Annotated in this window: 28 protein-coding genes, 1 tRNA gene and 2 pseudogenes; 15 read left to right on the top strand and 16 right to left on the bottom strand. The window is 60.7% G+C overall.

Annotation, left to right across the window (positions count from 1 at the left end; translation table 11 throughout):
- Nucleotides 1-95 precede the first annotated feature (95 nt).
- The 5 genes from AC1PUL_RS06095 to AC1PUL_RS06075 all read right to left on the bottom strand — a co-directional run bounded on the left by AC1PUL_RS06095 (nucleotide 96) and on the right by AC1PUL_RS06075 (nucleotide 4,494).
- A tRNA-Lys gene (locus tag AC1PUL_RS06095) sits at nucleotides 96-171 on the bottom strand.
- Between the two features lie 149 nt (nucleotides 172-320).
- Complete coding sequence (locus AC1PUL_RS06090) at nucleotides 321-1,238, bottom strand: PhzF family phenazine biosynthesis protein (RefSeq protein WP_480467226.1); 918 nt, start codon at nucleotides 1,236-1,238, stop codon at nucleotides 321-323.
- A 74-nt stretch (nucleotides 1,239-1,312) separates the two neighbouring features.
- On the bottom strand, nucleotides 1,313-2,050 hold the full coding sequence (locus AC1PUL_RS06085) for an NUDIX hydrolase (RefSeq protein ID WP_480467224.1): 738 nt from the start codon (nucleotides 2,048-2,050) through the stop codon (nucleotides 1,313-1,315).
- On the bottom strand, nucleotides 2,047-3,156 hold the full coding sequence (locus AC1PUL_RS06080) for an endonuclease/exonuclease/phosphatase family protein (RefSeq protein ID WP_480467222.1): 1,110 nt from the start codon (nucleotides 3,154-3,156) through the stop codon (nucleotides 2,047-2,049). Before AC1PUL_RS06080 ends, AC1PUL_RS06085 begins: the two co-directional genes overlap by 4 nt.
- Before the next feature lie 114 nt (nucleotides 3,157-3,270).
- A complete protein-coding gene (locus AC1PUL_RS06075; RefSeq protein ID WP_480467221.1) occupies nucleotides 3,271-4,494 on the bottom strand; it encodes an aminotransferase-like domain-containing protein in 1,224 nt (407 codons plus the stop codon).
- Nucleotides 4,495-4,690: 196 nt separating this feature from the next.
- On the opposite strand from AC1PUL_RS06075, the gene AC1PUL_RS06070 reads away from it, so the two are divergent.
- Nucleotides 4,691-5,878 (top strand): GGDEF domain-containing protein, encoded by a 1,188-nt coding sequence (locus tag AC1PUL_RS06070; RefSeq protein ID WP_480467220.1) that lies wholly within the window; start codon nucleotides 4,691-4,693, stop codon nucleotides 5,876-5,878.
- A 117-nt stretch (nucleotides 5,879-5,995) separates the two neighbouring features.
- Here the strand turns inward: AC1PUL_RS06070 and ilvC are convergent, their stop codons facing one another.
- Entirely contained in the window at nucleotides 5,996-7,015 is a 1,020-nt protein-coding gene (ilvC, locus tag AC1PUL_RS06065; RefSeq protein WP_298468163.1) for a ketol-acid reductoisomerase, read from the bottom strand.
- Between the two features lie 23 nt (nucleotides 7,016-7,038).
- Entirely contained in the window at nucleotides 7,039-7,725 is a 687-nt protein-coding gene (locus AC1PUL_RS06060; protein ID WP_480467218.1) for a TetR/AcrR family transcriptional regulator, read from the bottom strand.
- A 401-nt stretch (nucleotides 7,726-8,126) separates the two neighbouring features.
- Between AC1PUL_RS06060 and AC1PUL_RS06055 the strand changes: the two genes are divergently transcribed.
- Both AC1PUL_RS06055 and AC1PUL_RS06050 read left to right on the top strand, forming a co-directional pair.
- Nucleotides 8,127-8,378, top strand: a complete 252-nt coding sequence (locus AC1PUL_RS06055) for a hypothetical protein (RefSeq protein ID WP_480467217.1) — start codon at nucleotides 8,127-8,129, stop codon at nucleotides 8,376-8,378.
- Nucleotides 8,379-8,477: 99 nt separating this feature from the next.
- The gene (locus AC1PUL_RS06050; protein ID WP_480467215.1) at nucleotides 8,478-8,726 is read left to right on the top strand and encodes a hypothetical protein; all 249 of its coding nucleotides are present in this window, start codon (nucleotides 8,478-8,480) and stop codon (nucleotides 8,724-8,726) included.
- Here the strand turns inward: AC1PUL_RS06050 and AC1PUL_RS06045 are convergent.
- On the bottom strand, nucleotides 8,671-8,805 hold the full coding sequence (locus AC1PUL_RS06045) for a PEP-CTERM sorting domain-containing protein (protein ID WP_480468506.1): 135 nt from the start codon (nucleotides 8,803-8,805) through the stop codon (nucleotides 8,671-8,673). The genes AC1PUL_RS06050 and AC1PUL_RS06045 overlap by 56 nt on opposite strands.
- A 26-nt stretch (nucleotides 8,806-8,831) precedes the next feature.
- Here AC1PUL_RS06045 and AC1PUL_RS06040 point away from each other — a divergent pair, with 26 nt between their 5' ends.
- From AC1PUL_RS06040 to AC1PUL_RS06030, 3 genes are all read left to right on the top strand, one after another.
- On the top strand, nucleotides 8,832-9,080 hold the full coding sequence (locus tag AC1PUL_RS06040; protein ID WP_480467214.1) for a hypothetical protein: 249 nt from the start codon (nucleotides 8,832-8,834) through the stop codon (nucleotides 9,078-9,080).
- A 104-nt stretch (nucleotides 9,081-9,184) separates the two neighbouring features.
- On the top strand, nucleotides 9,185-9,433 hold the full coding sequence (locus tag AC1PUL_RS06035; RefSeq protein ID WP_480467213.1) for a hypothetical protein: 249 nt from the start codon (nucleotides 9,185-9,187) through the stop codon (nucleotides 9,431-9,433).
- A gap of 77 nt (nucleotides 9,434-9,510) precedes the next feature.
- Entirely contained in the window at nucleotides 9,511-9,957 is a 447-nt protein-coding gene (locus tag AC1PUL_RS06030) for a DUF4087 domain-containing protein (RefSeq protein ID WP_480467211.1), read from the top strand.
- Here the strand turns inward: AC1PUL_RS06030 and AC1PUL_RS06025 are convergent.
- A pseudogene (locus tag AC1PUL_RS06025) lies at nucleotides 9,958-10,423 on the bottom strand (Lrp/AsnC family transcriptional regulator).
- Nucleotides 10,424-10,586: 163 nt separating this feature from the next.
- On the opposite strand from AC1PUL_RS06025, the gene AC1PUL_RS06020 reads away from it, so the two are divergent.
- Nucleotides 10,587-11,300: an aspartate/glutamate racemase family protein gene (locus tag AC1PUL_RS06020; RefSeq protein ID WP_480467209.1), complete on the top strand. Its 714-nt coding sequence runs from the start codon at nucleotides 10,587-10,589 to the stop codon at nucleotides 11,298-11,300.
- Nucleotides 11,301-11,315: 15 nt separating this feature from the next.
- On the opposite strand, the gene AC1PUL_RS06015 is transcribed toward AC1PUL_RS06020, so the two are convergent.
- Nucleotides 11,316-12,068 (bottom strand): pyridoxine 5'-phosphate synthase, encoded by a 753-nt coding sequence (locus tag AC1PUL_RS06015; RefSeq protein WP_480467207.1) that lies wholly within the window; start codon nucleotides 12,066-12,068, stop codon nucleotides 11,316-11,318.
- 176 nt (nucleotides 12,069-12,244) lie between these two features.
- On the opposite strand from AC1PUL_RS06015, the gene AC1PUL_RS06010 reads away from it, so the two are divergent.
- From AC1PUL_RS06010 to AC1PUL_RS06000, 3 genes are all read left to right on the top strand, one after another.
- Nucleotides 12,245-13,297: a hypothetical protein gene (locus tag AC1PUL_RS06010; RefSeq protein WP_480467206.1), complete on the top strand. Its 1,053-nt coding sequence runs from the start codon at nucleotides 12,245-12,247 to the stop codon at nucleotides 13,295-13,297.
- Nucleotides 13,298-13,482: 185 nt separating this feature from the next.
- Nucleotides 13,483-14,169, top strand: a complete 687-nt coding sequence (locus AC1PUL_RS06005; RefSeq protein ID WP_480467205.1) for a MerR family transcriptional regulator — start codon at nucleotides 13,483-13,485, stop codon at nucleotides 14,167-14,169.
- A gap of 87 nt (nucleotides 14,170-14,256) precedes the next feature.
- Nucleotides 14,257-14,796, top strand: coding sequence for a DUF4405 domain-containing protein (locus AC1PUL_RS06000; protein ID WP_480467204.1), 540 nt, complete (start codon nucleotides 14,257-14,259; stop codon nucleotides 14,794-14,796).
- 16 nt (nucleotides 14,797-14,812) lie between these two features.
- Here the strand turns inward: AC1PUL_RS06000 and AC1PUL_RS05995 are convergent, their stop codons facing one another.
- From AC1PUL_RS05995 to AC1PUL_RS05975, 5 genes are all read right to left on the bottom strand, one after another.
- On the bottom strand, nucleotides 14,813-15,943 hold the full coding sequence (locus AC1PUL_RS05995) for an ATP-dependent DNA helicase (RefSeq protein ID WP_185811249.1): 1,131 nt from the start codon (nucleotides 15,941-15,943) through the stop codon (nucleotides 14,813-14,815).
- A gap of 73 nt (nucleotides 15,944-16,016) precedes the next feature.
- A complete protein-coding gene (locus AC1PUL_RS05990) occupies nucleotides 16,017-16,391 on the bottom strand; it encodes a nitrile hydratase accessory protein (protein WP_480467202.1) in 375 nt (124 codons plus the stop codon).
- The gene (nthB, locus tag AC1PUL_RS05985) at nucleotides 16,378-17,037 is read right to left on the bottom strand and encodes a nitrile hydratase subunit beta (RefSeq protein WP_480467200.1); all 660 of its coding nucleotides are present in this window, start codon (nucleotides 17,035-17,037) and stop codon (nucleotides 16,378-16,380) included. Before nthB ends, AC1PUL_RS05990 begins: the two co-directional genes overlap by 14 nt.
- Complete coding sequence (gene nthA, locus AC1PUL_RS05980) at nucleotides 17,034-17,684, bottom strand: nitrile hydratase subunit alpha (RefSeq protein ID WP_480467198.1); 651 nt, start codon at nucleotides 17,682-17,684, stop codon at nucleotides 17,034-17,036. The genes nthB and nthA overlap by 4 nt, the downstream gene beginning before the upstream one ends.
- Nucleotides 17,685-17,692: 8 nt before the next feature.
- The gene (locus AC1PUL_RS05975) at nucleotides 17,693-18,286 is read right to left on the bottom strand and encodes a LysE family translocator (RefSeq protein WP_480467196.1); all 594 of its coding nucleotides are present in this window, start codon (nucleotides 18,284-18,286) and stop codon (nucleotides 17,693-17,695) included.
- Between the two features lie 156 nt (nucleotides 18,287-18,442).
- Here AC1PUL_RS05975 and AC1PUL_RS05970 point away from each other — a divergent pair, with 156 nt between their 5' ends.
- The 5 genes and pseudogenes from AC1PUL_RS05970 to AC1PUL_RS05950 form a co-directional block, all read left to right on the top strand.
- Complete coding sequence (locus tag AC1PUL_RS05970) at nucleotides 18,443-19,288, top strand: aldo/keto reductase (protein WP_480467195.1); 846 nt, start codon at nucleotides 18,443-18,445, stop codon at nucleotides 19,286-19,288.
- A gap of 29 nt (nucleotides 19,289-19,317) precedes the next feature.
- Nucleotides 19,318-20,601 (top strand): SDR family oxidoreductase, encoded by a 1,284-nt coding sequence (locus AC1PUL_RS05965; RefSeq protein ID WP_480467194.1) that lies wholly within the window; start codon nucleotides 19,318-19,320, stop codon nucleotides 20,599-20,601.
- A gap of 1 nt (nucleotide 20,602) precedes the next feature.
- A complete protein-coding gene (locus tag AC1PUL_RS05960) occupies nucleotides 20,603-21,082 on the top strand; it encodes a DUF2269 domain-containing protein (protein ID WP_298463084.1) in 480 nt (159 codons plus the stop codon).
- A 16-nt stretch (nucleotides 21,083-21,098) separates the two neighbouring features.
- Nucleotides 21,099-21,458, top strand: a complete 360-nt coding sequence (locus AC1PUL_RS05955; RefSeq protein WP_480467193.1) for a hypothetical protein — start codon at nucleotides 21,099-21,101, stop codon at nucleotides 21,456-21,458.
- 24 nt (nucleotides 21,459-21,482) lie between these two features.
- Nucleotides 21,483-21,758 (top strand): annotated as a pseudogene (locus tag AC1PUL_RS05950) (metalloregulator ArsR/SmtB family transcription factor); the annotation flags it as partial.
- Nucleotides 21,759-22,087: 329 nt separating this feature from the next.
- Here AC1PUL_RS05950 and ilvN read toward each other — a convergent pair.
- Entirely contained in the window at nucleotides 22,088-22,660 is a 573-nt protein-coding gene (gene ilvN, locus AC1PUL_RS05945) for an acetolactate synthase small subunit (protein ID WP_298461814.1), read from the bottom strand.
- Between the last annotated feature and the right edge of the window lie 14 nt (nucleotides 22,661-22,674).

Raw genomic sequence — 22,674 nt, 5'->3', positions numbered from 1 at the left:
TTGAAACAGTCGGCAAGCCATCGAGCAAACGCACGATTTATTGTTCAATCTTTGGATTAGAAGCTAATCAGAAACATCTGATATTCCGGAGAATTTGGTGGGTGATGTAGGGCTCGAACCTACGACCCGCTGATTAAGAGTCAGCTGCTCTACCAACTGAGCTAATCACCCGCCTGACACCGTTTCCGGTCTCGTACGCCCCGTTTCCGGTGGCGTGACCGGGCGTATAAACAGGATCAGGCACCTTGTCCAGCGCCCCCGGGAAAAATCTTGGCCCTTTGGTCAAAAAAATTTCAAAATCCGGGAAATTCTCAATCTTTTCAAAGATCCAGAGTTCCATAGGCCAGGCGAACGGCCTGACCACCGATACGTGCCCGTGAGACGACAGCGTCTTTGACGTCGATATGGAGATGGATGTAGGACGGCCGCCCCATCTCCACGCCCTGCTCGATCATCATTGGATGATGACCATCCGGCAGACCGTCAAAGAAATGGATTGCACCAGAAAGTGCTGCCACGGCAGCCCCGGTTGCAGGATCCTCGGCTATGCCCATATCGGGTGAAAACATGCGGGCATGGAATTTCGCGGCATGGTGAACCCCGCCGCGACAATAGACATAGGCCGATGTCATCCGTCCTTCGCTCATCGGCGCCACGCGCTCCCAGAGCTGCGGGTCGAACTCTACGCTCTCCATCGCCGCCACATCGTGCAGCGGAACCAGCAGAAACGGCACGCCGGCACTCCACACCATCGGCTGATGATTTTCAAAGCCGATGGCGCTCACCTTGACCGACAAGGCATCGGCAAGGCCCTGGCGATCCAGATGATGATCGTGACGGCTGGATATCCGCGGCAGATCGAATTCCGCGAAGCTCGCCTCCCCTGGACGGACCCTGACAGCACAACGCACCGGCCCGATCGTCTCCTCAAGCACGGAAACGATATCCATATTGGCGGCCTCGCCGCTATAGGCCCGCTCTGCCAGCGCAATCGCCGTCCCCACCGTCGGATGCCCGGCGAAGGGCAACTCCCGTCCAGGCGTGAAAATGCGGATCCGGGCGGTATGTGAGGCGTGATCGGCGGGCTGGACGAAGACGGTTTCCGACAGGTTCATCTCGCCCGCGATCGTCTGCATCATCTCATCGGAGAGGTCTGCGCCATCGAAGATCACGGCGAGTGGATTGCCCGCCAGCTTCCGGTCGGTAAACACGTCATAGATGGCATATTGTCTCGCCACGGGCCGTCTCCGTTGAAGGTCACGCTCGCGGCACACACTGCCCGACCCGAAACGCCAAGGCAAGTCGAGCCGGACTAGCGTCGGTCGCGAAAATACCAGGTCAGAATCGGCGGCATTGCGGCACCGTATCGATGCGCGCCAAGGTCGTCGCTGCGGATAGCGACAGCCCGCGTGATTTCCGGCTCCGGGCAGTCGCGAGCAAAGGCATTAATCTGCCGTACCAGTTCTTCGGCGGTTTGCTCGAAAGAAAACAGCCGGACCAGCGTCATGCGCCGCGAACGATAACTCGCATAGAGCACCGGATCAGCCCGGGCGAGGTCGAGATCAAGCCCCGTCTCCTCCATCACCTCGCGGCGCATATTGCCCTCGATATCGCAAACCCCATCCACGACATCCGACAGATCGAGCGAACCTGCCGCGAAATAGACTTGTCCCGGATTGGCGGTGTGCGGTGCCATCTCGACGGCAATCAGTGCCCCGTCAGAGGAGACGAGGACGGGATAGCCAAACAGGTGACAGGCTCCCGCGAGCGCAGGTTGCCGCCGCCACCAAAGGAAGGTGGCGAAGTTGGACACATGGCCGAGTGCCTGGAGATCGCCGCCCTGATAGCGGATTTCGCGCTGCAGGATTAGCCTGCCGTTGAAGAGCGCCGGATTTGCCGATACCTCGCGGTCCCAGTTGGCGAGGATCGCCTCGCCCTCGGTCAGATCCAAGGGATGCGGATCAGGCAAAATCCGCAACGCAAGCGAGCGAACCGGATGGAGACTGCCATCGGCCGGCAATCCTATGTCGTCCAGCGGCAAGTCGCTCATGGCAGATGCAGGGTGATGGCGACCGGGCAGTGGTCGGACGCCTTGGGCCTGTCCCATCCGATCCGCGGATAGCGCTCCACTTCCTGTCCCGGCGGAAAGGGCGTGCGGAAGGGCTGGCCGTTGCGGATCACCTCCGCAACGGCTTTCGGGTTGGCCTTCGCAAGCCCGCTCGACAGCCAGATATAGTCGAGCTGACACAGATGCTGCTCCTCGGGGCCGCGCGCATGGTAGAGCGTCCAGCGATCAAGCGCGTCCCGGCGCAGCATCGGATTCTCGGCAAACCCGTCGTGAGAAAAGACATCGAGCGCGCTCGAAAGGTTAGGCCGATGCACGTATTCGTACCCCGAGCGCCGGTCACCGATGACATCGACGCGCTCCTGATAGTCGTTCATGTCGCCGCAGATCACGAAATTGCGCCGTGAAGCATTGTCTCGACCGAAGCGATTCTCGATGATGTGCCGGACGGCCTTGGCTTCCGCCTCGCGGATCGGCATGGTCGAGGTCCGGCCATCCACCCCGTCGCGACCATTGGTCATCGATTTGAAGTGCACCACATAGACCGTCAGTGGCCGACCACCGACGCGCAGGTCGAGTTCCAGGCAGTCCCGCTTGAAGATCCGGTCATCCGGTCGAATCCGCTCCCCGAGCTCCGGATGATAAAGACCGAGATCGTGATAGGTCAGCGCTGCGTGGCTGGTGACATCGCGCAGCTCGATCGGCTGGCCGTCCCGGGTCTCCTCCCGCATCAGCACGGCAACGTCGATGCCGCGACTGTCATTGCCTTCGACCAGATATTTCTGCCGATAGCCAGAGCCGATCATCCGGAAGAGATAGCCGTATTCGAAGGCCTTGAGCGCTTCCATGTTGTCGACCTCCTGCAGGCACAGGATGTCGGCATTGGTGTCGGCAATCGCCAGCGCCGAGAGCTGCCGCGTGTCGTCGGTGGCAGACACGATCCTTGCTGCCTCAAGCCGCTGATAGTCGGCTTCCGACTTGATATCGAACAGCTTCAGGACGCGATCCGACTTTAATTGATTGCGATAGCCGGTGAAATCGAAGCGGGCGATCAGGTTTTCGATGTTGAAGGTCGCGATGCGAATGGACATGAACACCTGACGGGAGATCGGTTGCGAAGGCGGCGGCTTGGGCGCACTCAATCACGCCGCTTCCGCCTCCGCAACCCAGGCCGGTTCAGGTCAGCTCTGGACTGCCTTAGTCTGTCACGCAGCAAGTACCAGGGCATGCCCGACCAGCCGCCCCAGACGCCGGATGCCCTCCTCGATCATCGCTTCGTTGGCGCAGGAATAGGACAGACGGATCGTGTTGGCGCCGGAGCGATCGGCAAAGAAGGCTTGTCCCGGCACGAAAGCCACTTTCTCCGTCTCGACCGACCGGGCCAGCAGTGCCGCGCCATCCATGCCCTCCGGCAGCGTTACCCAAACGAACATGCCGCCCTCGGGGCGCGTCCATTCGGTGCCATCAGGCATATTCCTCTGCAGGGCTGACAGCATCGCATCGCGACGGGCGACATAGGCCGCACGGATCTTGGCAATCTGTGCCGGGAAATGTTTTGCCGCCACTTCGGCCACAACCATCTGGTTGATGGTCGAGGAATGTAGATCCGCCGCCTGTTTCATCAGCACAAGCTTGCGGATCACCGGCTGTGCCGCCACGACGTAACCGACGCGCAGGCCCGGCGCGAGCGTCTTGGAAAAGCTGCCGCAATAGATCGTCCGGCAGGCGTCGATGCCACCGCTGCGGGCGATATCGAGCGCAAGGATTGGCGGGATCGCCTCCCCGTCATAACGCAGATGCTGATAGGCCGCATCCTCGATCACCGGGATGTCGAGTGCGTCGGCCAGACCCAGCACCCGGTGCCGTTCTTCAAGGCTCACGGTCTGTCCAGTCGGGTTGGCGAAATCGGTAGAGAGATAGGCAAACTTGACGGCACTCCCCTGCCCCTTAGCCTCCACCCTGTAGCTCTCGGGCGTCCGGTTGCCGATCGACAACTGATCATAGAGCGGTTCGTAAGCATTGAAGGCCTGAAGCGCACCGAGATAGGTCGGCCAGGTCACAAGCGCCGTGTCGCCGGGCGAGAGAAACAGCTTGCCAAGATAGTCGAGCGCCTGTTGCGAGCCGGAGGTGATGAAGATGTTGTCGACCTCGCAGGCGATGCCGAGCCGGCCCATCTCATCTTTGAGCCAGGCGCGCAGCGGGCCATACCCTTCAGAGACGGAGTATTGCAGCGCAGCTCCCGCTTTCCCATCGGCAAACAGCGCAGCATAGGCTTCCGCAAATTCCGCCTCGGGAAAGAGGGCCGGATCAGGAATGCCACCGGCAAACGAAATGATGTCCGGCTTGTCGAGCAGTTTCAGCAATTCGCGGATCTCGGAGGCGCGCATGCGCGACGAACGCGTGGCAAAAACATGGTCCCAGTTCAGCATGGATGTTTCCTCGAATTTTTTGATTGTCCAGCAACAGACCACGAAAAATTCGATAGGTCAACAATGCTGACCTATCGCTATGGGCCCGGGATTCATCGACGGGAAACCATCCAAAGTCTCTTTCTGAGCCAGCCCTAAAATTTAACGGGATCGAGCCTATAATTGCGTTGCAAGACGAAAGGACCGACTGTTGCAAATGCAAAAGCTTACCCTGCCCATGATCGGCATCGAAGACGAAACGAATCCGCCGTGGGATCATCTCTCGGTTCTGTTTCACATCCTGCCACACATTGTTGCCGCCATCGCCATCCTGTCAGCCGCCATCTTGCCTCTCCTGGAAGGACGGACGATGGAGGTGGGCGTGGTCGCCGCATTGCTGGCAGCGCAGGTGACGATGCGTGGCATCGCGGACATTCGGTTTCGCAGACGTAACCCGGCCGACCATATTCGACCCTGGCTGAAGTTGTTCACAATCGTCTCATTGCTCTCGGGCATCGTCTGGGGCACGGCCCTTGCTATCCTCTACGCCGGCGGCAGTCCGAATACCCAGGTGGTTGTTCTCGCGATCGGCTGCGGCATCCTGCAATCCAGCGCGGCCCGCGCCTATCTCGCGCCACGTTCGACCCTGCTCGTCATTCTGATCATCACGCTCTTCATCAACATCGCGGCAATCCGTGAGGGCAACTGGATCATGGTGCCGATCTGCCTTGCCTATGTCGGCTTCCTCGCAAGCTATATGGTCCGATTGATCGCGATGGACGAAAAACGTCTCGCAGCCGAGAAGAAAACGCAGGTTCTCGTCCAAGCCCTGGCAGACAGCAATGAAAAGCTCATGCATGCGAATGAGCAACTTCGCCGCCATGCCCGAACAGACGCTCTGACCGGCCTCGACAACCGCGGCAGTTTCGACCAGGAACTGGCAAGCCGTCTTTCACAGCTGCAAGACGCCGACACACCATTGGCGCTGCTGCTGATCGATGTCGATCACTTCAAACGCTTCAACGATACACATGGCCACCCGGCCGGCGACCAGGCCCTTCGGGTTTTCGCCGAACTTCTGTCCGCGCACACGCGCAAGATTGGCGGGATTGCGGCCCGGTATGGCGGGGAAGAATTCGCCGTCCTGGTGCAAGGCGAGCAGGCGCACTCGGCTTCGCGCATTGCCGAAGAGCTGCGTCTGCGTGTGGGCAACTTGCTCATGACGCTTGATAACGGAATTTCTGCTCAGCTCACCGTCAGCATTGGCGTCGCACGCGCAAAACCGGCCGATGACGCGCACACCCTCGTCGCACGTGCCGACCGGCGCCTTTACGATGCCAAGGCTGCCGGGCGCAACCGCGTCTGCGACACCGACCAGCCAGAACGTCTGGTTGGCTCTGCCTGAACGACGATCAAGCCTAAACAACGGACGACGCCGATGAAAAATGGCCGGGAAGAGTTTTCTTCCCGGCCATCTCTTTATCAGGCGATGATCAGTCCTGCAGACTGATGCAGCAGTCGATCAGTTGCGGGCCTTGTCGACCAGCTTGTTCTTGCCGATCCACGGCATCATGCCGCGCAGCTTGGCGCCGACTTCTTCGATCTGGTGGGCGTCGTTCATGCGGCGGATACCCTTGAAGCGGGCTGCACCGGCGCGGTATTCCTGCATCCAGTCCGAGGTGAACTTCCCGGTCTGGATGTCATGCAGCACGCGCTTCATTTCAGCCTTGGTTTCAGCCGTGATGATGCGCGGACCGGTGACGTATTCGCCCCACTCGGCCGTGTTCGAGATCGAGTAGTTCATGTTGGCGATGCCGCCTTCATAGATCAGGTCGACGATCAGCTTCACTTCGTGCAGGCACTCGAAATAGGCCATTTCCGGGGCGTAGCCGGCTTCGACCAGGGTTTCGAAACCAGCGCGGATCAGCTCGACGAGACCGCCGCAGAGAACGACCTGTTCGCCGAAGAGGTCGGTTTCGCACTCTTCCTTGAAGGAGGTTTCGATGATGCCCGAACGGCCGCCACCAACGCCACAGGCGTAGGAGAGCGCGAGTTCAAGGGCGTTGCCCGAGGCATTGTGATGGATGGCAACGAGGCAGGGAACGCCGCCGCCCTTCTGGTATTCGCCGCGAACCGTGTGGCCCGGGCCCTTCGGTGCGATCATGACGACGTCGACGGTCGACTTCGGCTCGATCAGGCCGAAATGTACGTTGAGGCCGTGGGCGAAAGCAATCGCTGCACCGTCACGGATGTTCGGAGCGATGTCGGCCTTGTAGATGTCGGCCTGCAGCTCGTCCGGGGTCGCCATCATCATCAGGTCGGCCCAGGCGGCAGCTTCGGCAACCGTCATCACCTTGAGGCCATCGGCTTCTGCCTTCTTGATGGTCGGCGAACCGGCCTTCAGGGCGATGACGAGGTTCTGGGCACCAGAATCCTTCAGGTTCAGCGCATGCGCGCGGCCCTGCGAACCGTAACCGATGATGGCAACCTTCTTCGACTTGATCAGGTTCAAGTCGGCATCACGATCGTAATAGACGCGCATTGTAGTGTCCTTCCCTATGCTTGTCAGTTGTGGTGGATGTTGTTGGTCGGCGAGCCAGAACGGGATGCCCCGTCAAGGCCCGCCAAGACGCGGTCCGTGCCATAAAGGGCGAGAAAGGCGGAAACCGCCTTCGAGGCCCGAGCACCGAATTTGTGGGTCTGCGGCGCTTCGCCGAGCAGCATGCGCACATGCAAATCGCTGACGATCAGGCCATAAAGCGTGCGATAGGCCTCTTCGCCATCGCCGAAACGCAGGAGCCCGTCCCGCTGTCCCGCATCGAGCAGCGCCCTCGCCCGGCGATCGATCTGCCGACGGCCGCGTTCGAGAAGCAGCGTGCCGAGCTTCGATCCATCGCGGCTCGACTGGCCGATGGCAAGGCGGTTGAGAGCGAGCGACACATCGCCGGCGAGAACGTCCAGCAGATCGCGCGCGAAGATTTCCAGATGATCCGTGAGGCTCGCAACCGTCAGCCGTTCGCCCGGACGCTCGAAGGTCCGGACCTTGCTCGCCTGGTAGGAAATCATCGCCGACAGAAGACCATCCCGGTCTCCGAACCACTTGTAGAGGCTTTCCTTCGAGCAGTTGGCGGCGCGCGCTAGACCGGCAGTCGTCACGGCCTTGTCGCCACCCTCGACGAGCAGCCGCAGCGCCTCAGCCAGAACGGCATTCTGACGCGGCGTAAATTCCGATGTCGGACTGTCGATGGACATGAGCGCCTCCTGGTACCGTACGGTACGGTTCGCAGGTTTATGTCTGTCCAACGGCGGAAGGTCAAGACCAAATTTGCGAAAAAAGGCTGCAATTGCCTCAGCGGAGAGACAGAGTTTTGGGCAGGCAACCCCTCCCGAAGCCCTCAATCGCCGTCACGAAAGGGTGAAAGCAGTAGAAAATAATCGTTGTATGTCATAGTTAAATGACAGTGTCCTTCAACGCTAACATACTGATTTCAATCACATCTCTCCGCAAGTATCATCCTTGATACCGAGTACTTCAACCGAACCAATCAGTTCGATTGTGCGCAAATGGCTCTTGCAAACCAAATCCCTCTACGCCATATCTCAATCATCGAACCGAGCAGTTCGATTAAGCAAGGTTCTAAAGGCACACACTCATGAAGACCATCGCAGCAGCAATCATGACCTCCATACTGGCCGCTCCCCTGGCCACGTCGGCCGCTGCTGCGATGCAGCCAATCCCGGGCTCCATCACCTATGGCGGTGCCCAACCGAGGCTCGAACAGGCCCCCGCCGGTTCGAACTTCTTCCACACCTTCTATCTCAACGGCACCGAGGTGCACGAGATTTACAAGGTGAACCCAGAACGGACCGTCTCCATCGTCTCCCGTTCCATGTCGAACGACTGACGCAGAGGACGACCCGCAACACAGGTGAAGCATACCCTGAAACGCAACCTAGAGCTGAGAACTGAAGGCCAGCTCTATTCAAGATAAGGAAACACGACCATGAAGACCATCATCTCCGCCACCCTCATCGCCCTCGCAGCCGGCACCTCCGCTTTCGCCGCCGTCCAGCCGATCCCGGGCTCGATCACCTATGACAACGCAAACGTCCAGCTGGAAAAGGCACCTGCCGGTTCGACCTTCTTCCACACCTTCAACAACGGTGATGGCCGTGACGTTCGCGAAGTCTACAAGGTCAACGCCGACAAGACCGTGACCCTGGTTGATCGCCAGATCTCCAACGCTTCGTAATTAACGCGCCTCCCAAGACGCACAGAAGACCCCCGGTGGCTGGCTCGGCCCTCCCCCTCAGACCCCGAGCCGCCGCCAACCTAACCCTAGACAAGGAACACGACCATGAAGACCATCATCTCCGCCGCCCTCATCGCCCTCGCAGCCGGCACTTCCGCTTTCGCCGCCGTCCAGCCGATCCCGGGCTCGATCACCTATGACAACGCAAACGTCCAGCTGGAAAAGGCACCTGCCGGTTCGACCTTCTTCCACACCTTCAACAACGGTGACGGCCGTGACGTTCGCGAGATCTACAAGGTCAACGCCGACAAGTCGGTGACCCTGGTTGATCGCCAGATCTCCAACGCTTCGTAATTAACGCGCCTCCCAAGACGCACAGAAGACCCCGGCGGCTGGCTCGGCCCTCCCCCTCAGACCCCGAGCCGCGGCCAACCCAACCCTAGACAAGGAACACGACCATGAAGACCATCATCTCCGCCGCCCTCATCGCCCTCGCAGCCGGCACTTCCGCTTTCGCCGCCGTCCAGCCGATCCCGGGCTCGATCACCTATGACAACGCCAATGTCACGCTCGAAAAGGCACCCGCCGGTTCGACCTTCTTCCACACCTTCAACAACGGCAGCGGCCAGGACGTTCGCGAGATCTACAAGGTCAACGCCGACAAGACCGTGACCCTCGTCAACCGCTCCATCTCCAACGCCTCCTGATCTTCAGGGTGCGTGTGGGGCCCCGCAGCCTAGGCTGCGGGGCTTTCTTTGCGTCGTGCAGCATGGACAGTCCAGTTTTGGTCATTCCCACCATCGGAAACACTCCGTATGGTTCAGTCAAACCACAGGACAGTCTCATGCGCATCGCACCTCTTTTCCTCTCTTTCACCCTCATCCTTGGCGCAACCACTGCCGTCTCGGCAAAAGAAAATCGCTGCGGCTGGATCCAGAACCCGACCCCGGGAAATTACTGGCTCGATGACGGAGAAGGCTCCTGGATGATGATGGCCCAAGGCTCAGACCTGGAGCCGCTTGGCATGGAAAACATGCCCGATTTCACCACCGGTGACTTTGTTCAGACCAATGGATATTACGGCTACGCCTGCGGCTGCATCCAAGCCGAGACAGAGCGCAGCAGCGATTTTGGCGACAGTTTCTTAGGCCGCATTTCGGCGATCTATAGTGTTGAGCAACTGCCGATCAGCCGCTGCCGTGCCGACACGGCCTTGCCCGATCCAGAATAGTCACTGCGCATAGGTAACCGGCACTGCCAGTCCCTGCTTCAATGTCTCCATCGAGATCGATGCAGAGACATCGAAGAGCTCGAACTCGCTTGACCAGCCGTCGATAGACCACGTCGTAATGCTCGACACGTGGCAACACCAGTTTCAGGATATAGTCGTAGTGGCCCGTCAGCCGATGCGCCTCGACGATCTCCGGAATATCGCTGATCGCCCGTCGAAACGCCTCGATCCACTCGTCGGCGTGATGCGCAGTCTTCACCAGGGCGTAGACCGTGGTGGGAACACCGACCTTTTCCCGGTCCAGCACCACGATGCGCCGCGCAATAAATCCCTGCTCCTCAAGCTTCTGGATGCGCCGAGAGCAGGCGGACGTTGACAGCGCCACCTTTTCCGCCAGATCCGCGACGGCGAGGTTCGCATCCTGTTGAAGCAGTTCGAGAATCTTCCTGTCTCGGTCATCAATCACGCCACCACACCTCGCCGTTTCCAAGACATGCGCAAAAATTGCGCGCGGATGCTTCATATCGCGCATATGCAGAAGCGCCAAGCCATCAATCCCTTGAGATCATTGCAACCCATTCGCGCTGAACCCGAGCGATGATCTTGCTATCCAAACTGGGAGACGAAAGATGAAGACGATTGGCCTGATCGGCGGGATGAGTTTCGAGAGTTCGGCGGTCTATTACCGCCAGGTCAACGAGGCCGTACGCGCCCGCCTCGGCGGTCTGGCCTCCGCCGAAGTCCTGATGCATTCGGTCAACTTCGAAGAGATCGTCGCCCTGCAGAAGGCCGGACGCTGGGACCTCGCCGCCAAGCGGCTGGGCGAGGTTGCCTCGGGCCTTGAAAAGGCGGGCGCCGCCTGTGTTCTCATCTGCACCAACACCATGCATATGGTCGCCGATGAGGTCGAGGCGCAGCTGAGCGTACCGCTGGTCAACATCATCGACGAAACCGCCCGCGCCCTGAAGGCCGGAGGCATGAAACGCCCGCTCTTGCTTGCCACCCGCTACACCATGGAACAGCCCTTTTATGCCGAACGCATGAAGCGCCATGGCATCGAGATCATGGTACCGGACGAAGCGGGACGGACCGCAACCCATGACATCATCTTCGACGAACTTTGCGCCGGCCGCATTCTCGAACCGTCGCGTGACAGGCTTCTCGAGATCATCGAGCAGGCAAAGGCCGAGGGCGCCGACAGCGTCATCCTGGGCTGCACGGAGATTTGCCTGATCCTAGACCCTGCAAGGCTTGCCCTGCCCGGCTACGACTCGACCACGATCCATGCTGAAGCCGCAGTGACTTTCGCTCTTCAAGACGGACGAGACATGCGCGCGGCTTGAGGCCGCTGTCGGAACTTAGATGGCCTGGCCGCAGGCACGGCAAAAGCGCCGGACGGTTTCCGCCATGCCATATTCCAGCGCATCAGCCGTCAAACCGTGGCCGATCGACACTTCCGCCAGATGCGGGATGCGCTTGACCAGCGCCGGGAGGTTGGCCACGGTAAGATCGTGGCCAGCATTCACCTCGAGACCTTCAGCCTTGGCCGCGTCGGCAGTCCGGCCAAGCAATTCCACCTGACGGGCGGCTTCGTCCGGATCATGATAGCAGCCACCGTATGGGCCCGTATAAAGCTCGACCCGGTCTGCTCCAGTTGCTTTGGCAAGCGCCATGGGTTCGGCGCGCCCGTCACCATCGACGAAGAGCGAAACCCGCATGCCCTTGGACTTCAACCGCGAGACGACGCCCTTCAGAAAATCCTGATGCTTGAAGAGGTCCCAGCCATGGTCGGACGTTGCCTGCGACGGATCATCCGGCACCAGCGTCACCTGCTCAGGCTCGGTCGCCTCACAGAGCGCCAGAAAATCCTCGCTCGGATAACCTTCGATGTTGAACTCGGCCTGGGGAAACTCATCGTCAATCAAGGCGCGCAGCACCGGCAAGTCGCTGAACCGGATATGCCGCTGATCAGGGCGCGGATGCACCGTCAAACCGCTGGCACCGGCAGCCAGGGCAATGAGGCCCAGATCGGCAACGCTTGGCCAAGGCAGGTCTCGGCGATTGCGGAGCATGGCGATGGCATTGAGATTGACGGAGAGCTTGGCAGGCATGGCGGCATGATCCAGCAATGGAAAGTTTCGCCGGCATCCTTACGTCATCATGCGCGCGAAGGCCAACGAGAATCGCAAATGCGCCGATGCGCAAAATTGATGAATGGCAACGCCCTCAGCCCCCTAGACTTTGGGGTATTGACCCCGCTCTCCCATGGCTTAGTCAGAAGCGGATTGTGACGGATCGCACACTCGATGACAGCATCAGCCGATGCAACGTGCGCGGCCGGCGACGGTTTGGAGCAAGAATGTTGACGGATGCTAGGTTCGATGGCCGAGAGGTCACAAATGCCATGCAGCGGATTCTCGCCAGCCGCACCTTTGCCCGCTCGGAGCGACTTCGGGCCTTTCTCAGATACATTGTCGAAACGGAGCAGGCTGGGCTCGCCCATCAGTTGAAAGGCTATACGATCGGCATAGATGTGTTCGGCCGCAGCGAAGGCTTCGATCCGGGCACAGACCCGCTTGTCCGTGTACAGGCCGGCAAACTCCGCAAACTTCTCACCCAGTTCTACACCAATGAAGGCCGCGAAGAGCCGCTTCGCATCCGCATCCCCACAGGCGCCTATGTTCCGGTCTATGAGGGTCGAGCAGAAGAACAACGAGGATGGCAACAAAGCGGCGACGTCAGCGTCAACAAGACGCCCTTGAGATCCGCAACGGGAACCGAAGAAAGCGCGAGCAAGAATCTGCCGGAACTCTTCATCTGCCCTCCGAAACCCGGCGACCATCTGGCATCGGTTTTCATCAACGCCACAAGGCTCTGGCGCAATCGGCTCTGGGCAGTCGCGATAGCCAGCGCTGAAGGCGGGCCAAGACGTGATGGGGGGGCTCCACACCCGCTGCATTTCGAACTGCAGGCGGAGGCACTTGACGCCAAGGCCCTCAGGCTTTGCTTGCGTCATCTTCGATCAGACCGAGAGGTCCCGGTCGGCAACAGCATCTACGAGACGTCTGGAGACAGCCTCGAGGTCGGCATGATCGCCAATCAGTTCGCGGCAGCAAACCTCACCATACCCGGCACCATCTACCGCTTCTGTCATGCCTCCGGCCTTGCGACCGGACAGATGAAATGCCTTGAGGCGACCTATCGCTATTCACTCGAACGCACTGATGCGGCCTATGTCAGCGCACGCCGCTGTCAGCAGCAATGGCCCGGCCTCGGCCCGGGCAGTGACATCATTACAGAAATCAACAAACTGATCAGCCTGTCGGCGCTCGCTCGCTGAAGCCGAAATCCCGTCGCGTTGCATCGGCACTCGGCAAGGCTGATTTTTTATTTTATGAATATCGAATATACTATAGACTTCCAGACAGGTGGAGATTCGAAAGCCGGAGGAAGACCGGACACAGAGGAAACAAAACGGCGGACCATCGGCTTAAGCAGGCGTCGACACGGAACATGGAGGGGAACATGTCGAACGGAACACACCATCTGCAACCGATCACCACCACATCCGGCCAGTCCGGAATGGACATGATCTTTCCCGACATCGTCCTGCTGAAAGAGCCACCCAAAGACCCCGTGGCGATCGCGGATATGGCGGAATTCTTTGGGGTGACCCATAGAACACTGCACTTCTACGAGGAAAAGGGGCTGATCAAGGCCCAGCGCATCGGCTTGATGCGTGTCTATGGTCGCAACGAAGTGGCCCGTATGGCACTCATCAATATCTGCCGCGAGGTCGGCATGCCGATCTCGGTCATCCAGGATCTCTTCGACACACTCGCAACGGCCACATCGAAAAGCGAGGCAAACCTGATCCTAGAGGAAACGCTCCTCGCCCGGCGCCGTGAGCTGGCCGCCAATCTTTCGACGGTCCATCGCCAGCTTCAGCAGCTGAACATCTTGCTGGAGCATGAGGAAACTCAGGCAAAGCGCACATCGACCGAACAGAAGGGACCAAGCCTGACGGAGATGGAAGCACGGTGCCTGCAGTTGATGGCTGAAGGCTACACGCCAATCCGGATCGCACGGACACTGGAGCTGAAGATGGACGAGGTCGCCGCCGTCGAAGCGAGCATCGTTGGCAAACTCGATGCCCAGAACCGGTTCCAGGCGGTTGCAAAAGCCGTTCTCCTCGGAATGGTGGCAAACTGAACCCCCCTGCCGGATAGGGTTGCCGATCATCAATTGTGGAGGAAGTTTAACGGGACAGGGCGATAGACGAGGATTAGGAGCAAGGCGATGTCAACGACTGAGGCCCTCTCCATCATGCCGAATCTCCTGTCCCGTTATGCAACACCCTTCACCACCGGGCTCTTCCTCGTCTCTTTGATTTCCGGAATTGCACTGTTTTTCCATTTCGGTACTGCCGCCTTCCGCGAGATGCATGAATGGCTGAGTTTGGTGCTGATCCTGCCTTTCGTCCTGCATGTCTGGAAAAACTGGCGCCCGTTCCTCGCCTATTTCAAGCGCCTGCCCATGGCCCTGTCGCTCGGCCTCTGTCTGGTCGCCGGCCTTGTCTTTGCCTGGCCCGCCATGACGGGCTCGTCAAGCGGCGCAGGCGGCAATCCGGCCTTTGCCATGGTCAACGTGGTCGCTGCGGGCACGCCGGGTCAGGTTGCCCCACTGCTCGGGAAAACAGAGGCGGAAGTTGTCGATGCGTTGAAACAGGGAGGCTTCACGGCGGCGGATGGCGCCAAGCCCCTGACCGAAATCGCGACGGCCTCCGGCAAGGACACGATGGAACTGATGGCCACGCTGACTGCGCTCAAGGCGAAGTGAGCTTTGTCACGAGCGCTCACCTGACGATGGTGAGCGTCTCTGCCGCGCGGGTAACGGCCGTATAGAGCCAGCGCTCGCGCGTATCCCGAAACGCCCAGCTTTCGTCGAACAGCACAACGTCGTTCCACTGCGAGCCCTGAGCCTTGTGGACCGTCAGCGCATAGCCGTAATCGAACTCGTCGTAACGCTTGCGCGTCGACCACGGCACCTCGGTCTCGATGTCCTCGAAGGCCGCCTTCAGAAGCTTGATCTTCGCCGCCCCGCGATCCATGTCGTCGTCTTCCGGCTTGATCAGGAGATTGATGCCGGGTTTGACCGTCTCGCGCGACGAGGTCATGACCTGCCAGAGCGAACCGTTCAACAGGCCCTTCACCTGGTCGTTCCTCAGGCACACCAGCTTGTCGCCAGCCTGCGGATAGTCGACGGTAAAGCCTTTCAGCTCCCTGAGGCGCATGTTGTAGCGCCGCCGCGTCTTGTTGGTGCCGACCAGGACCTGATCAGCGCCCAGCACGAGATCCTGCGTCACCTCGTTCTTCGAGATCACCCGCGCTGTCGTGCCGTAGTCGCCATACATGATCTCCTTGCCCTCGCGGATATGCATTGCGAGCTGGATGATCGGGTTGTCGCGCGCCTGGCGGTGGATCTCGGTCAGGAGATAATCCGGTTCCTGGTCGGTGAAGAAGCCGCCACCGGAGACCGGCGGCAACTGGCCGGGATCGCCGAGCACCAGGATCGGCGTGCCGAAGCTCATCAGGTCGCGGCCGAGCGCCTCGTCGACCATCGAGCATTCGTCGATGACGATCAGTGCCGCCTTGGCGACCGGGCTCTGACGGTTGATCGAGAACATCGGCGCAATCGACGTCTTGCCGGTCTCCTCGTCCTCGACAGCCTCTTCGCCGCGCGGGCGGTAGATAAGCGAATGAATTGTCTTGGCGTTGGAGGCACCGCGCGAGCGAAGCACCTGCGCTGCCTTGCCGGTAAAGGCCGCAAACAGCACGTCGCCGTCGACATGTTCGGCAAAGTGCTTGGCCAGCGTCGTCTTGCCCGTACCCGCATAGCCGAACAGACGGAAGACGGGGGATTTCCCCTCCTTCAGCCATTTCGAAACGGCCTTGAGGGCCTCGTCTTGCTGGGGCGCGAATTGCATGGCCTAGGTCATGCGCGGATTCGTAGGCCCGATGCAAGGCCAAAGCCGGGAAAATCAGAACAAATCGTGGACATCAGGCCCTAAGCGGGTCGTTGATTAGCTCGATCGGCGCACCATGCGGCGTCGCCTCCGCCGCCCGCTGCCAGCTTTCGCGCAGGGCTTCGACGATGTCGCGATCGGCGATCCCCTTGCGCTCCAGCAGGCCCGCCAAGGCCGCGACCCAGGCGTCGAAATAGTCGGATCCATCCGCCGCCCGCTCCGGACGATGCACTTCGGCAGACAGGCTGTCGGCCCATTCCGCCCAGCTGAACACGCCACGCGCATGCAGATGCACGGTCATGGCGAAAGCCTGCGCCTGCCACGGCTCGGCAAAGACAGGCGCCCCTTCGGGCGAGCGCGGCAGGCCCGGCGATGCCGTAAGATCGGTCACCGTGTCACACACGCTCAAGATAGCTCTCCCAGGCATCGATGGAGACGGTGAGTGTCGGATCGGCACCCTCGCCCCAGATCTCCTGTCCCGTGAACACGACGGTATAAACCCATTGCGGGTTTTCACCCCGCCCATGGGCATTATCATCAGGGAAAACGAAGCCGCCTTGTACCGCCTCGACGACACCCGTCTTCGCACGGGCATAACGGGGCAGCCGTGTATGGCCCGTCGGATGGAAATTCTTCGTCCGCACACGGTCACCGACGGCAAACTTCGGCGCAACATCGACGGGCCGGTCGCACGGCCCGCCACGGGCCAGCACGCCTTCGACCATCTCGGCTTTCAGGACACGTTTTGGCGCACGCCCTTGCTCGTGGTGATGACCGGTTGCCAGTTCGTCGGCAGTCGCAAAACCATGCCGCTCCAGCAGTATGTCGACACCGCGGATCCACACCTCGTAATAGCTCGCTGCCAGGTAGCTCGCAGGCGGAATATTCTCGCGCGCATGCCGGCTTTCGTCGATCGACCAGGCGCCGAAAGCGCCGCAGGAGAGCGTGATCCCGAGCGCCCGCTTTTCCCAGTCGGCATGGAAATACGGCTCGTCCTTTTCCGGCGCGACCGGCCCGAAGCCCATCTGCCCGCCGAGATCATGCGGCCCGTTCATCGCAAACCCTCCGGAGCAAGCGCCAGACCGGTACCGATCATCGAATCGCGCGTCACGAGATCGGCGAGCGCCTCTTCGTCGAGCGCCTCCGTTCCGGCGGGACGCAGGGGCACGACGAGATAGCGCAGTTCCGCCGTCGAATCCCAGACGCGGATCCTGATCTCCTCCGGCAGGCTTACGCCGAATTCGGCCAACACCCCGCGCGGATCAATCACTGCCCGCGATCGATAGGCCGGTGCCTTGTACCAGACCGGCGGCAGACCAAGCACCGACCAGGGGTAACAGGAGCACAGCGTGCAGACGACGAGATTGTGGGTGTCGGGCGTGTTGAAGACAGCGCGCATGTGTTCGCCCTGCCGCCCTGTATAGCCGAGGCTTGCGATCGCCGCCGTTGCATCGCGCTTCAGCCAGTCGGCAAATGCGGGATCGGCCCAGGCCTTGGCCACGACCCGCGCGCCATTTCTTGGGCCCACCTTCGTCTCGTAGGTCTCGACGATCGCATCGATCGCATCAGGATCGATCAAGCCCTTTTCGGTCAGCAGCGTTTCGAGCGCCTTCACCCGCGCCTGCATGTCCGAATACTGGTTGTCGTGGTGGTGATCATGACCATGGTGATGGTGATGATCGTCGTGGTGATGGCCGGACATCGGAATTCCTATTTCAGCATTGGCCAGAGGCTGAGCACCAGCAGCACAGCCATGGTGATATTGAACCATTTGAGCCGGATCGGCACCGACAACCACTCCCTGAGCGCCGAGCCGAAACCCGCCCAGGTCGAGACACTCGGCACGTTCACGGCAGCAAACACCAGCGCGACGATGGCGACCGTTAGCGCATATTGCTCCGGGTTAGGATAGACCGCCATCGCCGTTACGGCCATCACCCAGGCCTTCGGATTGACCCATTGAAAGGCGGCAGCGCCGAAGAAGGTCATCGGTCGCGCCTTGGCCTCCCCCTCGCCCATCGACCGAGACGTGCCGATTCTCCAGGCGATCCACAGGAGATAAAGACCGCCTGCAACCTTGAGGGCGATGAAGGCCGGCGGATAGGCATGCAGCACGGCGCCGAGCCCCATGCCGACACCGATCAGAAGGGAGAGGAAACCGGCACCGATGCCGAGCATATGCGGCACCGTCCGCCGGAAGCCGAAATTCACGCCCGACGCGAACAGCATCATGTTGTTCGGCCCCGGCGTGATCGAGGTCGCGAAGGCAAACAGGACGAGCGCAAGAAGGGTATCGACCGACATGTGTATTCCTCCCGGATTTTTATGTCAGCCTAACTGTCATATCGCCAGGCGCCATCCGCATTCTTGTTATGGTGACACGAAGGCAACAGCGCTTTGTCCTTGCCTCGCGGGACCGCCTCGCTATCCTTCGCGCATTCCGCCTCAAGGAGGATCACCATGCATGACGCCATCCCCACTGTCACCTTGCCGAGCGGCGCGGAGATCCCGACTCTCGGCTTCGGCACCTGGATGATGGGCGAAACGAAATCCGAGGCCAAGGCGGAAGTCGATGCCGTCAGGCTGGCGCTCGATCTCGGCATGACGGTGATCGACACGGCCGAGATGTATGGCGACGGCGGTGCCGAACGCATTGTCGGCGAAGCCTTGAAGGATCGGCGCGAAGACGCCTTTCTCGTCTCCAAGGTCCTGCCCTGGAATGCGAGTTACGATGGCACGATCAAGGCCTGCCATGCCAGCCTCGACCGGCTGGGGACCGACCATCTCGACCTCTACCTTCTGCACTGGCGGGGCGAACACCCGCTCGACGACACGGTCGCGGCGATGGAAGAACTGAAAGCTGCGGGCCGAATTCGCGCCTGGGGCGTCTCGAATTTCGACCTTGATGACATGGAGGAGCTGTTCTCCGTGGCCGATGGCGAAAACTGCGCCGTCAATCAGGTCCTCTACAATCTCTCCCGTCGCGGCATCGAATTCGATCTCCTGCCCTGGTGCCAGGAGCACGGCATCCCGATCATGGCCTATTCACCGATCGAACAGGGCCGCATTCTGCACCATCCCGAACTCATTCACATCGCCAAGGCCTATCAGGCGACCCCGGCACAGGTTGCCCTTGCCTTCCTGCTGGAGCGTGATGGCGTCATCCCGATCCCGAAAACCTCGAACATTCGCCGCCTGCACGAGAATCGCGACGCGGTGGATCTCGAAATCTCCGACGAGGACTGGGCCCGCCTCGACGCTGCCTTCCCGCCACCGGCGCGCAAAATGCCGCTGGACATGATCTGATCTCGACCGGCACGGCGGAAAGTGAACGCATGACCATCCTCATCCTTGGCGCGACCGGCTTCATCGGCCAGCAGGTTCTGCTGACGCTCAGAGAAGCCGGCCATCCGGTCACCGGCCTTGGCCGCGACACCACGCAGGCCAGCACCCGTTTTCCCGCAGCAACCTGGATCGCCCGCGATCTCCGCACGCTCCGGCAAGCGGCGGACTGGCTTCCGCTCCTGGATGGCGTGACAGCCGTGATCAACTGCGCCGGCGCCCTGCAGGACGGGTTGCGCGACGATCTCGTGGCCGTGCAGACGGAGGCCATGCTCGCCCTGCAACAGGCGGCCGCCACGCGCTCAGCACCTCCGCTGATCATCCAGATCTCGGCACCCGAAAACCTGGCGAGCGCCGGCACCACCTTCATGGCCACCAAGCTTGAGGCCGACCGCGCGCTCGCGGCTTCGGGCCTCCCGCATGTCATCCTGCGTCCGACGGTCGTGGTCGGACGCAATGCCTATGGCGGCACCGCCCTGCTGCGCGCCATCGCCTCCTTCCCCGGCGTCCTGCCGCTGGTCGACGCCGAAAGCCCGATGAATACAGTCCATGTGCATGACGTGGCACAGGCGGTGCTCGACGCCATCGACGGCCGTATCGCCCCTGGGTCCGATCTGGTGCTCGCAGGCGAACCGACCCGCAGTGTCGAGCAGATGGCACGCTTTTACCGCCGCTGGCTCGGCCTTGCCGATGCACCCGTCATCCGCTTGCCCTCAGCGCTGGCTCGGCCTCTCTCCCTTGCCGCCGATCTCGCCGGGCGCCTCGGCTGGCGCTCACCCTTGCGCTCCACCGCCATCCGCATCAGCGGCATCGGCGTGGCACCGGAGAGAGCCCGCCCGCCCCTGACCGCGCCCGACCCGACACTGCGGCTGGCGACAGAACCGGCTGCCGTTCAGGACCTCTGGTTCGCCCGTCTCTATCTGCTAAAGCCTCTGATGATCCTGACGCTCTCGCTATTCTGGATCGTCTCCGGTCTGGTGCCGCTTCTCGATCCTGTCACGACATCGCTGCGCTTCGGCGCCAGCATGCCGGCAGGCATGGCTTTCACCGTCACCATCCTCACCTCGCTGCTGGATATCGCACTCGGCCTCGCGATCCTCGTGCAGCCTTGGGCAAAACGAGCCATGCTCGGCATGATCGCCGTCTCACTCGCCTATCTTGCCGGCGGAACGCTGATCGAACCAACCCTCTGGCTCGATCCACTTGGACCGCTGGTGAAGGTCATCCCCTCAATCCTGCTGACGCTAGCAACGCTTGCAGTCCTGGAGGAGCGCTGAGATGCTGGAGGAGATCCTGCGCTTCGTGCATGTGATCGGGGCGACCGTACTCTTCGGCACCGGTGCCGGCATCGCCTTCTTCATGCTGCTGGCGCACAGGACCGGCAATGCCTCGCATATTGCCCATGTAGCCGGAACTGTGGTCATCGCCGACACGATCTTCACCGCGACCGCCGCCATCCTTCAGCCGATCACCGGCGCCTGGCTGGCCTATGAGATCGGCTGGCCGCTGATGTCTGGCTGGGTGCTGCTGTCACTGATCCTCTATGTCGTGGTCGGCCTCTTCTGGCTGCCCGTCGTCTGGATCCAGATCCGGCTCCGCGATCTCGCCCGGGAAGCCGCCGCGACCGGCTCGCCGCTGCCACCCCGCTATCACAGGCTCTTCCGCATCTGGTTTGCCTGCGGCTTTCCCGCCTTCTTCTCTGTCATGGCCATCCTCTGGCTGATGCTGAACAAGCCCGAGATACCGATCGGCTTCTAGAGCCGTTCATTTCTAAATGGAATCAGTTCTGTTGGCTGAAACGGAGTCGGATGGTCGCCCGGCTGGCGCGCGTCGTAGCCACAGCATACGGCCAAGCCAGCCGGGCGATCAGGCGGCCCATTCCAGCCAACCCGAAGGGCCGGGCATCTTTCCGCCAGGATCAGCGGCGATCGTCTCGCCCATACCTCAGGGTATGCGCAGCGTCGATCGTCGCTGCCCTGACGAAAACCTGCTCCGGCAGAACTGCTTCCATTTAAAAATGAACGGCTCTGACCATCGCAAAATCGCGATCTATCCACAGGCCCTGCATTTCCGGCACTTTACCGCAGTCCCTCAGGAAATTAGGAGATTGCCTAATTTGAAAATTGCGGTGTGAAAACCGCAGGCTGAGGGGCATGACATGGCAAAACGCGGCAAGACCGACCTGCATCCGGCAATGGACAAGATCTCGTCCCGCGTCTTTCATGCGCTGGCGTCTGATCCCCGGCGGATGATGCTGGTCCATCTGTCACAGTCGACCCTTACCGCCGGTGAAATCGCCGCACGCTTCGACATGGCCAAGCCCTCGATTTCCCAGCACCTCTCGATCCTGGAAAACGCCGAACTGATCGAAGGCGAGAAGAAGGGGCAATACATCCACTACAGCCTGAGGCCTGCAGCGCTGCGCCATGCGCTGACAGCCATGCTGACAACGACGGACGTCGACGGCGAGACGGCAGGCGCATTGGCCACCGAGGAAACGGTAGCCAAGGCCAAAAAGCCCTCCGATAAGAAGGCCGATCCGGCAGATGTCGAGGCAAACTCTGACAAATTGGAGAAGACTTCGAAGGTCAAGGCCAGTGAGAAGCCAGTCAAGGAAAAGGCGAAAAAGGCGGAGGCTGATCTACCCCCTGCGCCGCAGCAGATGGGCCTCCTCGATCTCCTCGGCATGAATTGAAGAGAGAAGACAACAAAAAAGGGCGACCGCGAGGCCGCCCTTTTTCAGTTCGGGAATTCCCGAATTCCTTACATGCCCTGCGGACCACGGTTCATCGCAGCGATCCCGGTGCGGCAGATCTCGTTGAGGCCAAGCGGCTTCATGATCGACACGAACTGGTCGATCTTGGAGGACTTGCCGGTGATCTCGAAGATGAAGTGGTTGACGGTCGCGTCCACCACCTTGGCATGGAAAGCATCGGCAAGGCGCAGGGTTTCCGCCCGCATTTCCGCTTCCGCCACCACCTTCACCAGGGCGACCTCACGCTCGATCGGGCGCTCCTGACCCAGTTCACGCGCGCGAACGGTCAGATCCACTACGCGATGCACCGGAACGATGCGCTCGAGCTGAGCCTTGATCTGCTCGAGAACGGTTGGCGTCCCGCGCGTCACGATGGTGATGCGCGACAAATGCGCCTCATGCTCGGTCTCGGAGACCGTGAGGCTTTCGATGTTGTAACCGCGACCGGAGAACAGGCCGATGACGCGGGCAAGGACGCCCGGCTCGTTATCGACAAGCACCGAGAGCGTATGGCTCTCAATGGCCGAGGTTTCCTTGGCGATAAAGTAGGCCGAACCGGTCGGCTGAAGATGTGCGTTCATGGTCTTGTTCCTCC

The sequence above is a fragment of the Rhizobium sp. P43 genome, assembly GCF_056730705.1.
Note: the sequence above shows the minus strand (reverse complement) of the source record. Positions and strands in the feature narration are given on the sequence as shown.